General features: G+C 72.7%; 13 protein-coding genes. 6 read left to right on the forward strand and 7 right to left on the reverse strand.

Annotated features, from left to right (window positions below):
• Nucleotides 1-157: 157 nt before the first annotated feature.
• The 7 genes from Drose_RS24855 to Drose_RS24885 are packed head-to-tail and all read right to left on the reverse strand — an operon-like array spanning nt 158 to nt 7,504.
• Nucleotides 158-1,246, reverse strand: coding sequence for an NAD(P)H-dependent flavin oxidoreductase (locus Drose_RS24855; RefSeq protein WP_260723719.1), 1,089 nt, complete (start codon nt 1,244-1,246; stop codon nt 158-160).
• Entirely contained in the window at nt 1,243-2,754 is a 1,512-nt protein-coding gene (locus Drose_RS24860; RefSeq protein WP_260723720.1) for a class I adenylate-forming enzyme family protein, read from the reverse strand. Before Drose_RS24860 ends, Drose_RS24855 begins: the two co-directional genes overlap by 4 nt.
• The gene (locus Drose_RS24865) at nt 2,747-3,715 is read right to left on the reverse strand and encodes an acyl-CoA dehydrogenase (RefSeq protein ID WP_260723721.1); all 969 of its coding nucleotides are present in this window, start codon (nt 3,713-3,715) and stop codon (nt 2,747-2,749) included. Before Drose_RS24865 ends, Drose_RS24860 begins: the two co-directional genes overlap by 8 nt.
• A gap of 1 nt (nt 3,716) precedes the next feature.
• Entirely contained in the window at nt 3,717-4,850 is a 1,134-nt protein-coding gene (locus tag Drose_RS24870) for an acyl-CoA dehydrogenase family protein (protein WP_260723722.1), read from the reverse strand.
• Nucleotides 4,847-5,701: an enoyl-CoA hydratase gene (locus Drose_RS24875; RefSeq protein ID WP_260723723.1), complete on the reverse strand. Its 855-nt coding sequence runs from the start codon at nt 5,699-5,701 to the stop codon at nt 4,847-4,849. The genes Drose_RS24870 and Drose_RS24875 overlap by 4 nt, the downstream gene beginning before the upstream one ends.
• Nucleotides 5,702-5,717: 16 nt before the next feature.
• Nucleotides 5,718-6,017 (reverse strand): hypothetical protein, encoded by a 300-nt coding sequence (locus Drose_RS24880; RefSeq protein WP_260723724.1) that lies wholly within the window; start codon nt 6,015-6,017, stop codon nt 5,718-5,720.
• A gap of 2 nt (nt 6,018-6,019) precedes the next feature.
• Nucleotides 6,020-7,504: a class I adenylate-forming enzyme family protein gene (locus tag Drose_RS24885; RefSeq protein WP_260723725.1), complete on the reverse strand. Its 1,485-nt coding sequence runs from the start codon at nt 7,502-7,504 to the stop codon at nt 6,020-6,022.
• 143 nt (nt 7,505-7,647) lie between these two features.
• On the opposite strand from Drose_RS24885, the gene Drose_RS24890 reads away from it, so the two are divergent.
• The 6 genes from Drose_RS24890 to Drose_RS24915 all read left to right on the forward strand — a co-directional run bounded on the left by Drose_RS24890 (nt 7,648) and on the right by Drose_RS24915 (nt 15,272).
• Entirely contained in the window at nt 7,648-9,114 is a 1,467-nt protein-coding gene (locus Drose_RS24890) for a CoA transferase (RefSeq protein WP_260723726.1), read from the forward strand.
• Nucleotides 9,111-10,490, forward strand: a complete 1,380-nt coding sequence (locus Drose_RS24895; RefSeq protein ID WP_260723727.1) for an amidohydrolase family protein — start codon at nt 9,111-9,113, stop codon at nt 10,488-10,490. The genes Drose_RS24890 and Drose_RS24895 overlap by 4 nt, the downstream gene beginning before the upstream one ends.
• Nucleotides 10,491-10,607: 117 nt before the next feature.
• Nucleotides 10,608-11,357 carry an enoyl-CoA hydratase/isomerase family protein gene (locus tag Drose_RS24900; protein WP_260723728.1) on the forward strand — a complete coding sequence of 250 codons (750 nt, stop codon included), beginning with the start codon at nt 10,608-10,610 and terminating at the stop codon, nt 11,355-11,357.
• A gap of 2 nt (nt 11,358-11,359) precedes the next feature.
• Entirely contained in the window at nt 11,360-12,547 is a 1,188-nt protein-coding gene (locus Drose_RS24905) for a thiolase family protein (protein ID WP_260723729.1), read from the forward strand.
• The gene (locus Drose_RS24910; protein WP_260723730.1) at nt 12,544-12,930 is read left to right on the forward strand and encodes a Zn-ribbon domain-containing OB-fold protein; all 387 of its coding nucleotides are present in this window, start codon (nt 12,544-12,546) and stop codon (nt 12,928-12,930) included. Before Drose_RS24905 ends, Drose_RS24910 begins: the two co-directional genes overlap by 4 nt.
• Nucleotides 12,927-15,272, forward strand: coding sequence for a CoA transferase (locus Drose_RS24915; protein WP_260723731.1), 2,346 nt, complete (start codon nt 12,927-12,929; stop codon nt 15,270-15,272). The genes Drose_RS24910 and Drose_RS24915 overlap by 4 nt, the downstream gene beginning before the upstream one ends.
• Nucleotides 15,273-15,274: the final 2 nt, after the last annotated feature.

Consider the following 15,274-nt stretch of genomic DNA (forward strand, 5'->3'; position numbering starts at 1 on the left):
CCCGATGGCACCGCAGGCCCGCGCGCAGGCTTGTTACGCATCGATCTTGCAGTTGTGGTGCCCAACAAACCGGGCATTCAGGGAGTGTTCGGGCACCACAACTGCAAGATCGGCAAAGGGGGGGAGGGGGAGCGGGTCGATGTTGGTGGATACCGCGCTAGGCGGACAGCAGGCCGGCGACCCGTTCGCCGGCGTCGACGAACTCCGCCATGATCCGGTTGACGATGCCGGCGCAGGTCTCCTGTCGGTTCATCATCCCGACCACCTGGCCCACCGGCGTGCCGAGAACGTCGTCGATGCCGTGCTCCACCGCGCTGGTCATCGCGTCCCGGACGAGCTGGCCCTGCAGCGGTGTGGGCAACGCGGCCGGCGCGCCCCTGCCCTCCCATGCGTCGACCCACGGGGTACGCAGCAGCCGGGCCGGCTTCCCGGAGTACGACCGGGACACCACGGTGTCGGCCGACGTCGCGGCGAGCAGCCGCCTGACCAGGCCCGGTTGCAGGTCGCTCTCCGGGGTTGTCAGCCACACCGAGCCCAGCCAGACGCCCTGCGCGCCCAACGCCATGGCCGCCGCCATCTGCCGGCCGTCCGCGATGCCGCCGGCGGCCAGGACCGGTCGCCCGCCGGCCACGTCGACCACCTGAGGTACCAGGACCATCGAGGAGATCTTCCCGACGTGCCCGCCGGCCTCGTGGCCCTGGGCGATCAGGATGTCCATCCCCGCCTCGACCTGCTTTTCCGCGTGGCGCGGGCTACCCACCAGCGCGCCCAGGCGCACGCCCTGTGACCGAGCCGCTTGTGCCACCGATGCCGGCGGCGAGCCGAGCGCGGAGACCAGGAGCGAGATGTCGGCGGCGAGCGACACCTCGGCCAGCTCCACGAAGTTGTCGGTGGTCAGCTTGTGCGCGGAGTAGAGCCGGGCACTGTCCGTGTCGGCCGGCGGCGGTACTTCGAAGCGGCCGACGAGTTCCCGGACGAAGCGCACCTGTTCGGCGGGCAGCGCGGTGTCGTCGACGGCCGGCGGGACAGCGGTGGACGGGAAGATGAGGTCGACGCCGAACGGGCGGCCCCGGCACTCGGTCTTGATCCAGGCCAGGTCCACCGCCAGCTCGGCGGCGGAGTGCCGGGACACGCCCAGCACGCCCATGCCACCGGCCCGGCTCACCGCCGCGACCACATCGCGGCAGTGGCTGAACGCGAAGAGGGGGTACTCGATCCCCAGGTCATTACACACGTCGATATTCATGCGAGGGACTCCCTGAGCACGTTCTTGAGCGTCTTTCCGGCCGCGTTCTTGGGCAGCTCGTCGACCAGACGCACCACGCGGGGTGCCTTGAAGTCGGCGAGCACCGTGCGGCAGTACTCAACAATGGACAGCTCCGTGGCCGGCGCACCGGGGCGCAGGACGACGGCGGCGACCGGCACCTCGCCCAGGGCCTCGTGCGAAACGCCGAACACGGCTGCTTCCAGCACGTCGGGATGCCGCAGCAACGCGTGCTCGATCTCGGCCGGAGCGATGTTGTACCCGCCCCGGACGATCAGTTCGCGGCGCCGGTCGACGAAGTACAGGAAACCCTCGTCGTCGAAGCGCACGATGTCACCGGAGCGGATCCAGCCGTCCACGAACACCGAGGCGGTGGCCTCGGGATCGCGATGGTATCCGCGCATCACCGACGGGCCACGGAATTGCAGCTCGCCGGGCACGCCCGCGACGACCTCCCGTCCCGCGTCGTCGACGACCCGGAACCGGCTGGCCCGACCGGCCGCGCGTGCCCCGATCGACCCCGGTCGGTGCCGGGTGTACTCGGCGGGCAGGTAGGTGCCGCCCGGCCCGGCCTCGGTGAACCCGTACGTCTGCATGAATCCGACCCCGGGCAGCCGCTCGCTCAGCCGTTCGATGACCGAGGTGGCCATACTCGCGCCGCCGTAGTCGAGCAGCCGTAGCGAACCGAGGTCGTGGTCGGCGAGCCCGTCGTACGCCAGCCAGTACTGGTAGATGCTCGGGACCGCGACGTACACGGTGGCGCCGAACTGTTCGATGCGTTCCAGGCAGCCGGGCAGCACCGGTTCGTCGACGACGACGTGGCCGCCGGCCCAGAGGCAGGACATCGCGTTGAAGTGCAGCCCAGCGCCGCTGACCACCGGAAACGGGCTCTGCAACACGTCGTCGCCGGTGAGCCGGAAGCAGTCGGCCCAGGCGATCCCGGCCGCCAGCGACGACGCGTGCGTGTGCTCGACGCCCTTGGGCAGCCCGGTGGTACCCGAGGTGTAGAGCACGGCGGCGAGATCGATCTCGTCGGCCCGGTGCGCGGGCCCGGGACCGGCGTGTTCCGCGAGTTCGGCGACGGCGACGGTCCGGACTCCGGGCACCGGCGCGGCGTCACCGGCCACCACCAGGGTTTCGGCGCCGCAGTGATCGAGCAGGCCCGCGACCTCCACCGGCGACAACCGGGGACTCATCGGCACGTTGACCGCGCCGGCCTTGAGGACAGCATGGTAAAGGACGAGTCCGGCGATACCGTGGTCGTTGCCGATCGCCCATGCGACCGGCGCACCGGGTGCCGCCACGCCGGCGGCGAGCAGCCCGCCGGCCAGCCGGGACGACGCCGTGTCGAGCTCGGTGTAGCTCAGGGTGCGATAGCCCGCACCGTCGCGGCCGGACACGGCGGGCCGGTCGCCCAGGTCGGCCGCCCGCTTCCGGAGCAGGGCCGGGACGGTGCGCGGGGTGTACTCGCGGGGCAGCGGATCAGTCACGGCCGGCACCGCCCACCGGCACCAGCCGACCCTCGGTGGCCATGGCTCGCGCCAGTTCGTCGCGCAGCGCGCTCTCGGAGCCCCATGCCGGGGCGGCCACGAGCACCTGTGCGAGCAGTGCCCCGACGGCGCACTCGTCGGTGTAGCCGATGGCGCCGTGCACCTGCAACGCCACCCGGGCAGCCCGTTCGGCCGCCGCACCGGCGGCGAGCACGGCGACGCAGGCGTCCCGGCCGGCCGACCCGATGCCGGTGTCGCGTGCCACCGCCGCGCCGGCCACCAACGGCCGGGCCATCGCCAAGGCGGTGTGTGCGTCGGCGAGCTGATGCTTGACCGCCTGGAACGAACCGATGGCCACGCCGAACTGTTCGCGGGTCCGGGCATGCTCGACGGCGAGCGCGAGCGCGGCCGCGCCGGTACCGATCAGGTATGCCGCCGTGGCGGTACGGGCGCAGGCCAAGGCGTCCACGGCCGTGCCGGCCGGCAGGTCCGTCCACGCGGTCGCGGAGACGGTCCACCAGCGCGGTCGTCCGAGCAGATCGCGCCGGGCGAACGGGGCGGCGGCGGCCGCGGGCACGACGCCCAGCCGGTGCCCGTCGACCACGAGCACGCTGCTCACCAGGTCGGCGTCGAGCACGAGGCCGGCATGGGCGCAGCCGAGCCGGTGCGCCCCGGTCAGCACGTCGGGCAGCAGTTCGGGCACGGCGGTGGCGAGCAGCGGGCCGGTGATCACGGCGGCGACCCACGGGAACCGGGTTGCCCGACGGCCGAGCTCCTCGACGGCGGCGATGCCCTCGACCATGCCCAGGCCGAGCCCGCCGAGTTCCTCGGGGACGAGCAGGCCGGGCAGGCCGATACCGGTGATCGCCGCCCAGGGTTCCGCGGTGTCCGGCGTGGCGGCGACGATGTCGCGCACGGTGCCGGCCATCGCGCGCTGTTCGGCGGTGAATGCGAAGTCCATGTCATCCCCTCGGCAGGCCGAGCAGTCGTTCGGCCACGATGGTCCGCTGGATCTCGTTGGTGCCGGCGTAGATCGGCCCGGCCAGTGCGAACAGCAGCCCCTGCCGCCACGTCTCCCGGTCCGGTTCGGTCGCGCCGGGGAGGTCGTCGAGGATCGCCATGGCCGTCTCGTGCAACAGCAGATCCAGTTCCGACCAGTACGGCTTGGTCATGCTGGCCGAGTACGCCGGCTCCGTGCCGGCGGCCGACGCGTACCCGTGCAGCCGGTACGCCTGCGCCATCGACCATGCTGTCTGCACCGCGTACCGGTGGCTGAGCCGACGCGGCTCGTCCAGCCGGCGCCACAGCGCGACGAGTTGGTCGGCCACCGCCAGGAACCGGCCGGGACTGCGCAGGCTGACCCCGCGCTCGTGGCCGGCGGCGGACATCGCGATCCGCCAGCCGTGGCCCGGTTCCCCGATGACGTCGGACTCGGGGACGAACAGGCCGTCGAAGAAGATCTCGGCGAACACCGGCTCACCGTCGATCCGGCGGATCGGGCGGACAGTGACGTCGGGGCTGTCGAGCGTGAACATGAGGTACGTCAGGCCACGATGACCGCGTCCGGGCGGACCGGAGCGGAACAGGCCGAAGCCCCGGTCGGCCACCACGGCGCGGGAACTCCAGATCTTCTGCCCGTGCAGCGCGAAACCCCCGGGAACCGGATCGGCCCGGCAGGCGACGCCGGCCAGGTCGCTGCCGGCGCCGGGTTCGGACCATGCCTGTGCCCAGACGACGTCACCGGCCACCATCGCCGGCAGCACCCGGGCGCGCTGCTCCTCGGTGCCGTGCTCCAGCAGGGTCGAGCCGAGCAGGGTCAGGCCGTTGTGGTTGATCCGGGCCGGCGCGCCGGCCGCGTGGTACTCCTCCTCGAACAACAGCCAGTCGACGAGGTCGTAGTCGCGACCGCCGTACCGCTGCGGCCACCGCACCACCGACCAGCCGCTGCCGGCCAGGGTCCGCTCCCAGGCCCGGTGCAGCGCCGCGCCGGCCTCGGTATCCATCGATGGAAGTGGTTGCATCGGCACGTGTTCGCGCAGCCAGGCGCGCGCTTCGCGGCGCCGGGCCTGCCGCTGCGCGGACACGGTCAGGTTCATGCCCGGCCGTTCCGGACGCTGTCCCGCATGGCCTTCGGGTCGAACCCGGCCAGGGAGTCGCTCGACACCTCGGCGTTGTGCGCGTGCGCCACGTGGTGCAGCCCGAACACGGAGTCGATTCCGGCGTGCAGACCCATCAGATCCTCGCACTGGTTGACCGCCTTCTTGGCCAGCGCCAGCCCGAACGCCGGTTTGCCGGCGATGCTTCCGGCGAGCCTGAACGTCTCCTCTTCCAGGCGTTCGGGCTCGACCACCCGGTTGACCATCCCGAGTTCCTTGGCCTCGGCCGCACCGACTCGGCGGCCGGTGTAGAGGAACTCCTTGGCCATCCGGGGGCCCATCACCCACGGATGCGCGAAGTACTCGACCCCGGGGATTCCCATGGTGACCACGGGGTCGCAGAAGAACGCGTCCTCGGCGGCGACGATGAGGTCGCAGCTCCACGCGAGCATCAGGCCGCCGGCGATGCACGCTCCCTGGACCATGGCGATCGTCGGCTTGGGTATCGCCCGCCAGCGCCGGCACATCCCGAGGTACACCTCGGCCTCGCGGGTCAGCCGGCCGTCGGCGCCGGCCCGGCCCACGTGGGTGGGCAGGATCGCGGCCCGCCTGGGGTACTCGACGCCGACGTCGCGGCCGGGGGTGCCGATGTCGTGCCCGGCGGAGAAGTGCTTGCCGGCGCCGGCCAGCACGATGACGGCGACGTCGTCGTCGTCGACCGCCCGGCTGAACGCGTCGTCGAGTGCGTACGTCATCGCGGAGTTCTGGGCGTTGCCGAAGGCCGGCCGGTTCATGGTCACCACGGCCATGGCATCGCGCCGCTCGTATCGGACGGGGTTCTCGTCGGTCATGGAAGCTCCCGGGGGATCAGTCGCTCGACGGCAACGGCTTGGTCGGACGCAGGGTGAGGTCGCGGCCGGCGTAGCTGAGCGGCCCGGCGCCCGGCCTGGTCACCAGCACCTCGATGCGCAGCACCTCGTCGACGAGCTCGTACCGCTTACCGAGCAGCAGCGTCGGCGCATCCTCCGGTACCGCACCACCATCGGCGGCCTCGCCGGTCATGGGCAGCCCGGCACAGCGCAGCGGCTCGGTCACGCCGTCGGCGCGTACGACGATGACCTCCCCACCGTCGACCTGGCTGTGCAGGCGGGTACCGATGGTGAACATGCTCAACTCCTTGACGACGTGCGGGTGAGTGCCGCCGCGAGGTCGCGGCGGACCAGCTTGCCTGTGGGGCTGTACGGGAGTTCGTCGACGAACACCACCTCGTCGGGGGTGCGCGAGGAGCGCAGCCGAGCCCGGCACCAGTCGATCAGCTCGGCGGCGGAGACCGCGCCGGCGCGGGCGATCACGGCGGCGACGATACGTTCGCCCCACTCGGGGTCGGGCAGTCCCAGCACGGCCGCGTCGCGGACCGCCGGGTGCGCGGTGAGCACATCCTCGACCTCGGCGGGCGCGATGTTCTCACCGCCCCGGATGATGGTGTCGTCGAGCCTGCCCTGGACGAACACGTACCCGTCGGCGTCGAGGAAGCCACCGTCACGGGTGTTGAACCAGCCCTCGGCGTCCAGCGCCGTGCCCTGGCCGACGTATTCGCCGCTGACCTGCGGACCGCGCACCCACAGCTCGCCGGGTACGTCCGCCGGGAGTACGGTGCCGTCCGGGCCGCGTACCTGGAACTCGACGCCCGGCAGGGGCCGCCCGACGCTGCCCAGCCGCCGGGCGACGGACCCGTCCGGGGATCGCACCGCCGCCCGATGGTCCTCGGGGGTGAGCAGGGTCAGGGTGGAACTCGTCTCGGTCAGCCCGTAGGCGTTGGTCATGCCGGTGTGCGGGAACGCGGCCAGGGCTGCCCGGATCGTCTCGGGCGACATCCGCGCTCCGCCGTACGCGAGGTGGCGCAGCGTCGGTACCTCGGGATCGCGCCCGTCCAGGTGTCCCAGGATGCGAGCCAGCATGGTCGGCACCACCATGGCGGAGGTCACCCCTTCGCGTCGGCAGGTGGCCAGCCACTCCCCCGGATCGAACCGCGGCAGGTACGCCAGGCGCCGCCCGCTGAGCGGATTGGTCAGCGCCGAACCCACCCCCGCCACGTGGTACGGCGGGACACTCACCAGGCTGACCTCGTCGGGTGCGGCGCCGACCAGTTCGACGGAGTTGAGCACGTACGAGGCCAGGTTGGCGTGGCGCAGCGGCACGGCCTTGGGCGCGGCGGTGGTACCACTGGTGAACAGGATGACGGCGACCTCGTCGCCGTCGGCGCGGCCGGCGGGTGCCTCCGCGCCGGTAGCGGTGGCCAGCAGATCGAGCCATCCCGTGGTGTCGACGTCGGCACGAAGGCGGTGGGCCTGTTCCGGATCGGCGATGACCATCGGCCGCTCGAACCGCGCGACCAACTCGGCCAGGGCGGCGTCGGTCAGCCGGTAGTTGAGCGGGACGAACGGCACCGCCGCGGCGCAACACGCGAACAGCGTCATGGGCACGGCCGGACCGTTGACGCCGAGGAACAGGCACGCGTCGCTCCCGGCGAGCCGGCTCGCTCCCGAAGCGGCCCGGCGCAGCAGACCGGCCAGGGTGACCGGGCCGGTGTGGTCGCGCAGCACCTCGCGATCGGCGTCGATCGCGGCCGCGGCCTCGAGCAGCGCAGACAGCATGTTGTGACCCCGTTCGTGGATGTCCCGCCCCGGTCGCCGGACGACCTTGTCGAAATCAGTAGGGGTATTTAACGTTAGGTGTCCGTACTAGTCAAGGGAGCCGGTGATGAACCTGTCCCGCCCGCGGCGCACCAGGTACCTCGATGCGTGACGTCGCACCGACCAGGAAGCTGGCCGCCAGGATCGAAGGCGACGGCCCGGAATTCGACGAACTGGTGAGCCTGGCCCGCGCCTCCGGCATGCACACCATCGCCGTCGCTCTCCCCCGGGCGCCGGTCACCCTCGTCGAGGTGACCGACACCGGCCGCGCGGCGCGCGCGGCGGCCGTCGTCGAGAACCTCGCTCCCGTGGCCGCCTGGGCCGCCAGTGGGGCGATGGCGCTCACCGGCCCGGCGGGCGGTCCACCGGCGGCACCCGAGGCGCCGATCGCCAACCGGATCAATGCCGCCACCGCGTGGTGGTCGGTGCTCAGCGAGCTGTGGGGGCGGCGCACCGGCGTCCCCGGCGCCCAGTTGCTCGCCGAACGCGCGGCGTGGACCGGCCGGCGACGCGCCGGGCAGGAGTCCGTCGGCGGCTCCTGCCGCATCGTCGGCGCCGGAGACGGCTGGCTGGCGGTGAACCTGGCGCGGGCCTCCGACGCCGAACTGGTACCGGCCTGGCTCGCCGACCCGGCCCTGCACGACCTCGACACCGCCCACCTCTGGCCGCTGATCGCGGCCCGGCTGCGCGACCGCCGTGTCGACGACCTGGTCCACCGCGCCCGGGGGCTCGGGATTCCGGCGGCGGCGCTCGGGACCCGGCACGGCGCCACCGACCCGGGCGCCGGAACCGGCACGCCATGGCGGCTGGTCCCGCGCGGCGGGGACGCCCGGCCGGCCGGGCGGATCGCGCGGGTCGTCGACCTGACCGCGCTGTGGGCGGGGCCGCTCTGCGCCGGCCTGCTGGCCCGCGCCGGGGCCGACGTCGTCAAGGTGGAGTCCGTCGACCGGCTCGACGGTGCGCGCCACGCCGCCGGCGGCTTCTACGACGTGCTGCACGGCCCCCACCGCAGCGTCACTCTCGACCTGCGTCAGGCCTCCGGCCGCCGGCAGCTCGCCGGACTCATCGCATCGGCCGACGTCGTGCTGGAATCGTCCCGCCCCCGCGCCCTGACCAACCTGGGCCTGAGCCGAGCGGCGTTCTTCGCGGCGAATCCGACGCTCACCTGGATGTCCATCTCCGGGTACCGATCACCGCCCGACGCACCGGCGTTCGGTGACGACGCCGCCGTCGCGGCCGGTGCCGTCATACCCGGGCCGGAACCGAAGTTCTGCGCCGACGCGCTCGCCGACCCGGTCACCGGGCTCTACGCGGCGATCGCGACCGTCACCTCCCGCCTGCTCGGTGGCGGGCACCACGCCCAGCTCACGCTCGAGGAGTGTTGCCGCCACGTCGTGCGGCCCTGCCGCCGCCCGCAGCCGCCGTACGGCATCACGCACACCGGGGCCGACTCCTGGCGGGTGCACGTCGCAGGCCACTCCGTCGACGTCGCCGCACCGGCGTCACGGCCGCATCCTGGCCGGGCACCCGAACCCGGCGAACACAACGGCGAACCTCGGTGGGCGCAGTGAGCCACCTGACCCTCCGGGACGTCGAGGTCAACGGCGAGCCGGAGGTCGACGTCCGGGTCGAGAACGGCACCGTGGTCCGCATCGGCCCGCGTCTCGCCGGCGACGACCCCGACGCCGTCGACGGCCGGGGCGGCGCGCTCCTGCCGGGACTGCACGACAACCACATCCACCTCATGGCGCTGGCCGCCGCGCTCGACTCCGTGGACTGCCGGGCGACCACCGACGCCGACACGTTCGCACGGTTGCTCCGCACCGCACCGCGGGGCGGCACATTGCGTGTCGTCGGCTACGACGACTCGATAGCCGGTCCGCTCGACGCGGCGGCACTCGACCGCATGCTGCCCGACCGCCCGGTGCGCGTACAGTACCGCACCGGCGGCGTCTGGGTGCTCAACAGCGCCGCACTCCGCCGGCACCCGGAGGTGCCCCGTGACGGCATCCTCGTGCGTGGCGACGCGCTGCTGCGCGACGGCTCCGCCGGGTTTCCCGACCTGGCCCGGGTGGCCCGCCTGCTCGCGGCACACGGCGTGACCGGCGTGACCGACGCGACACCGGACCTGGACGGTGCGGCCGCTCGGCACCTCGCCGAGTCGCACGCGAACGGCACGCTCCCGCAACGGCTGCTGTTGCTGGGCGCCGGCGACGCCGACTGCCCGGCCGACCTGCTGGGCCCCCGCAAGATGGTCATCGACGAGTGGAATCCGCCCGACCTCGACGCCATGGCCGCCCGGATCGGCCAGTGCCATGCGCGGGGGCGCAACGTCGCGATCCACTGCACGACCCGGACGGAGACCGTTCTGGCCGTAGCGGCGCTCGATCGGGCCGGCGCACGGGCCGGCGACCGGCTCGAGCACGGCGGGGTGATCCCGCGGGAGTACGACGCGTGGCTCCGCGCGCACGAGGTCGCCGTGGTCACCCAACCGAACTTCGTCGCCGAGCGCGGCGAAGAATACGTCCACCGGGTCGATCGCGACGATCTCGCGGTGCTCTACCGTGCGCGCAGCCTGGACACCGCCGGGATCACCGTGGCCGGTGGCACCGACGCACCCTTCGGTGGCGTCGACCCGTGGGCGGCGATGGCCGCCGCGCAGCACCGGAGCACATCGCACGGCCGGTGCCTGGGAGCGTCGGAACGCCTGACCGGCGCCCGGGCGCTCGCCTTGTTCACCGTGGATCCGCTCCGCCTGGGCCGCGGGCGAACGGTCGAGCCCGGCGCACCGGCGGACCTGTGCCTGCTGGACCGACCGCTGGCCGACGCCCTGCGACAGCCGGGTGAGGTTCGGGTACGCGCCACGTTCGTGGCCGGCAACCGCATTCCCGCGCAGCGGCTCGGCGGATCGCGTGGCCCGCTTCCGGACCGTCGCGCGGGCCGCTGAGCAGCCGCCGAGGTGATCTCCTTGACGGACACAGCATAGGGTACCTAACCTTTAAGCGCCCTTTGTAGCAGCGGGAAGCGGGAATCCATGGTTGACGAAGAAGCAGGCCGTGTGCGGATGGATCGCGACGGCGAGGTGGCGATCATCACGCTGGACCGGCCGGAAAAGCTGAACGCCTACACGCCCGAGATGTTCCACGAGATGATGGAGGCGTTCGAGCGGTTCCGCACCGACCCCGGCCTTCGGGTCGCGGTGCTGACCGGTGCCGGAGAGCGTGCGTTCTGCGCCGGCGCCGATCTGTCCAAGACCGTCGGCGCGCTGACCGACGGCGGCCCGCGCCACTTCGCGGACATCACCAAGCGGTTCTTCTCCGACATCTACAAGCCGATCATCACGGCCGTCAACGGCCTGTGCATCGCGGGCGGACTCGAGATGATGCAGGGCACCGACCTTCGCCTGGCGGTGCCGCACGCGACCTTCGGGCTGGGCGAGGTGCGCTGGGGCATCACTCCCGGCGGCGGCTCGCACGTGCGGCTGCCGCGTCAGATCCCGTGGGCGGTCGCCATGGAGATCCTGCTGACCGGCCGGCCCATCTCCGCGCAGCGCGCGCTCGAGGTCGGGCTCATCAACCGGATCGTCGAGCCCGAACGCCTCCTGGACGAGTCGCTGGCACTGGCCCGAACGATCGCGGCGAACGCTCCGCTGGCCGTGCAGGCGGCGAAGGAGATCGCCGTGCGGGCGATGCAACTGGAGACACCGTTCGAGCTCGAGTACTACATCTCCGGCCCGATCCTGCGCACGGAGGACGCCAAGGAGGGGCCGAGAGCCTTCGCCGAGAAGCGCCCGCCGGCCTACCGAGGACGGTAGCCATGACGGTCACCGAGTCCTTCGCCGACGCGACGGCCATCGCCGGCGTGGGCGAGACCCGCTACTGCCGCGGGGCCGACCCGCGAGCCACGGACACCTCGCTCGCGGTGGACGCGTCGCTGGCCGCGCTGGCCGACGCCGGCATTCCACGGCACCAGGTGGACGGGCTCATCGCGCCGTACATGGGACCCAGCGCCGAGGATCTGATCGTCAACCTGGGGCTCGACCGGGTGCGGTACGCCGTCCAGGTGAATCTCGGCGGAGCGAGTCCGGTCGCGGCGGTCGGCTACGCGGCGGCCGCCATCGCCGCGGGCGCGGCCGAGGTGATGCTCGTCGCGGTCGGCTGGGCCGGATACTCCGGGCGGCGGGCCCGCTCGCTGAGCGACGTGGACGCCTCCACGCCGTACCGCCGGGCGGTGCGCGACCGGTACGGACCCAACGGGGTTCACGCTCCCGCCCAGGTCTACGCCCAGATGGCGCGACGGCACATGCACGAGTTCGGTACCCCGCCCGAGGCGCTGGGCCAGGTGGCGGTCACGACCCGCCGACACGCGTCCGCCCACCCCAACGCCGTCATGACCAGACCCCTCACGCTCGAGGACTACTTTTCCTCACGCTGGATCGCCGAGCCGTACCGCCTGCTGGACTGCTGCCTGGAGACCGACGCCGGGGCGGCCCTCGTGCTGGTGTCGGCCGAACGCGCCCGCCGGCTCGACGGGCACCATCCCGTCCTCGTCGCCGCGTGTACCGACGGCCGGCCGTCGGATCCGCTGGACATGTACAACCGGACCGACTTCTTCGAGATCGGGCTCACCGAAGCCGCGCCCAGAGCCTGGACGATGGCCGGCGCCGGCCCCGAGGAGATGGACTTCGCGCAGGTCTACGACTGCTTCACCTTCGAGGTGATCCAGCAGCTCGAGGAGGCGGGCTTCTGCCGGCGCGGAGCCGGTGGGGAGTTCGTGCTCAGCGGCGCGACCGAGCTGGGTGGCCGGCTGCCGGTCAACACGCACGGCGGGCTGCTCTCGCAGGCCCACGCCCTGGGCCTCAACCACGTGGTCGAGGCCGTCGTCCAGCTTCGGCACGAGGCCGGGCCGCGCCAGGTGGCCGGCGCCAGCATCGGGGCCGTCACCGGTTGGGGAGACCTGGGAGACGGAAGCATCGCCGTGCTGAAGCGAGGAGACCGCGGATGAGCCAGGTTCCACCACCCGCCGTCGCCATGGCATGCTGCACAGCCTGCCGTCGGTGGTTCGTCGTGGCGCCCGCACGCTGCCCCGCCGACGCCGCGCACGAGATCCTCGACCGGCCGTTGAGCGGACACGGTGTCGTCTTCTCGTTCACGGTCACGCACCAGCCCATGCGCGCGTCCGCCGGGGACCGGGTGCCTTACGCCACCGTCCTCGTCGAGCTCGACGAGGGCCCGAGGGTGCTCGCACACGTGGACGCCTCGCTGCCCCGCCCGGCCATCGGGCAGCCGGTGCTCATCCGGGCGCAGGACGACGCAGACGACCCGCACATCCCCCCCGGTGCCTACATCGCCACCGCCCGACCACGAACCCCGGAAGGCACGCCGTGAACGCCTCCCCGCCGGCCGGCCACCTGCTCAGCGGCGTCGTGGTCCTCGACCTCTGCGACAACCTGGCCGGGGCGTACTGTGCCCGGTTGCTGCGTGACGCCGCGGCCACCGTGCTGCGCCCGCACGGACAGCCGATCCACATCGAGGACGGTGGGACCGGATCGTCGAGCGCCGCGCGGGACGCGCTCGCGCGGATGTTGAACGCCCGCAAGGAGATCATCGCCGATGACGAGGTCGCGGCTGCGATCGACCGGGCCGACGTCGTCATCGACAGTGCCACCTGGTCGGGGTACGACGCGGCCGGCGCCTTCGCCGCCCGGCCGGGCCTCGCCGCCGTCACCGTCACCGAGTTCGGTCTGTCCGGGCCGTGGGCGGGCCGGGACGGCGGGTCCGCGATCCGCCAGGCGATGGCGGGATCGACCTATTGGCGGGGCGACGAATCGCTGCCTCCGGTCATGGCCGGCGGGGACATGGAACAGTTCCTCGCCGGCGCGTATGCCGCCGCGGCCGCCGTCGCCGCGGTCCGGCAGTCTCGGCGCACCGGTATGGGCGACCACCTGGACCTGTCGCTGTTCGAGGTCACCAACCTCGGCCTCACCACGCTCGGACCCACGCTCGCGAGCATGTGGGGCAAGGCCGGCGAGGACTTCCCGCACCGGTCCCTGCAGATCCCGGCCATCGAACGGGTGAAGGACGGGTGGGTGGGGCTTTGCACGATCTCCGCCCGCCAGCGTCAGGATCTCATGCTCCTCATCGGTCGGCCGGATCTCGCCGACGACGAGGCGCTCTCGTACGCGGGCATGCCGACCGCGCGGTCAGCCGGCGTCCGGCGCGCCATCGAGGACTGGACGGAGTCGCGTACCGGCGAGGAGGTCATCGACGCCGCCTCCGCGTTGCGGATCCCGGTGGCGCCCATCGGCAACGGCGCCACCCTGCTCGACAACGAACACCTCGACGCCCGGGGCTTCTTCCAGCCCACGGGCACGGGGCTGAGACAACCGGGCGCGCCCTTCCGCTTCCACCCGGTCGAGCCGCCTGCCGGTGCACGGGAGGGCGGCGGCCGGCCGGAGTCGTCGGCCCCGGTGGCCGCCGGGGACCCTGACGGCACAGGGCATCTCGACGGGCTGCGGGTCCTCGACCTCACCGCCTGGTGGGCCGGCCCGGCCGCCTCGCACCTGCTGGCCGCGTTCGGCGCCGATGTGGTGAAGGTCGAGTCCGTCAGCCACCCGGACGGGATGCGCTACTCGTTCGTCGTCGATCCCGGCGCGCATCAATGGTGGGAAAGGGCGCCGGTGTTCTTCGCGCTCAACACCAACAAGCGCGGCATCACCCTCGACCTGACGACCGACCGTGGTCGTGAGCTGCTACAGGAGCTTGCCGCCAACGCCGACGTGCTCATCGAGAACTTCTCGGCCCGCGTACTCGACTCGTTCGGGCTGGACTGGTCGGCGATCCGGGCTCGCAATCCCGGCCTGACCGTGGTCCGGATGCCGGCGTTCGGCCTGGACGGTCCGTGGCGCGACCGGACGGCATTCGCGCAGACGATCGAGCAGTGCAGCGGTCTGGCCTGGATCACCGGGCACCCGCAAGGACCGCCGGTGGCTCCGCGCGGCATCTGTGACCCGCTCGCCGGCATTCACGCCGCCTTCGCGTGCCTGTCCGCGTTGGAGGGCCGCGACCGGGGAGCCGCCACCGGCGTCGTGGAGGTGTCCATGCTGGAGCCCGCGGTGATCGCGGCGGCCGGACAGGTGCTCGCCTGGCAGCTCGAACGGCGGCTGCCGGAGCGGCTGGGCAACGGCCACCCCGGACACTGCCCGCAGGGCGTGTACCCGACCGCTGACGGCGCCTGGGTGAGCATCAGCGTCCGGGACCGGGACGGCTGGCGAGCGCTCGCGCGGCAGTTGCACCGACCCGACTGGCTCGACGTGCGGTGGGACTCCGCCGAGGCCCGGCGCGCCGAGAGCGAACGGATCGACACCGCCATCACCGGCTGGTGCCAGCGACACGACGCCGCGACCGCCGTAGCACGGCTGGTCGCCGGCGGCGTCCCGGCCGCTCGGGTGGACGGCAGCGGCAGGGCGCTGCGGCACCCGCAGTTCGAGCACCGCCACTTCTTCGAACCGGTGGCCCACGAAGTGGCCGGCACGCATCCGGTGCCCGGGCTTCCGTTCCGCTCCACCACCTTCCGTCAGCCGTGGAACCGGCGGCCGGCACCGACCCTCGGGCAGCACACCGAGGAGGTGCTGCACAACTGGCTCGGCATGTCGGCTTCGAGCGTGGCCGGGCTGACCGCGGCCGGCATCAGCGGCACATGGCCTACCAACGTCGATGCGGTGGAATGAGC

The organism is Dactylosporangium roseum (assembly GCF_025264685.1).
In the GTDB taxonomy this organism is placed as follows: domain Bacteria; phylum Actinomycetota; class Actinomycetes; order Mycobacteriales; family Micromonosporaceae; genus Dactylosporangium; species Dactylosporangium roseum.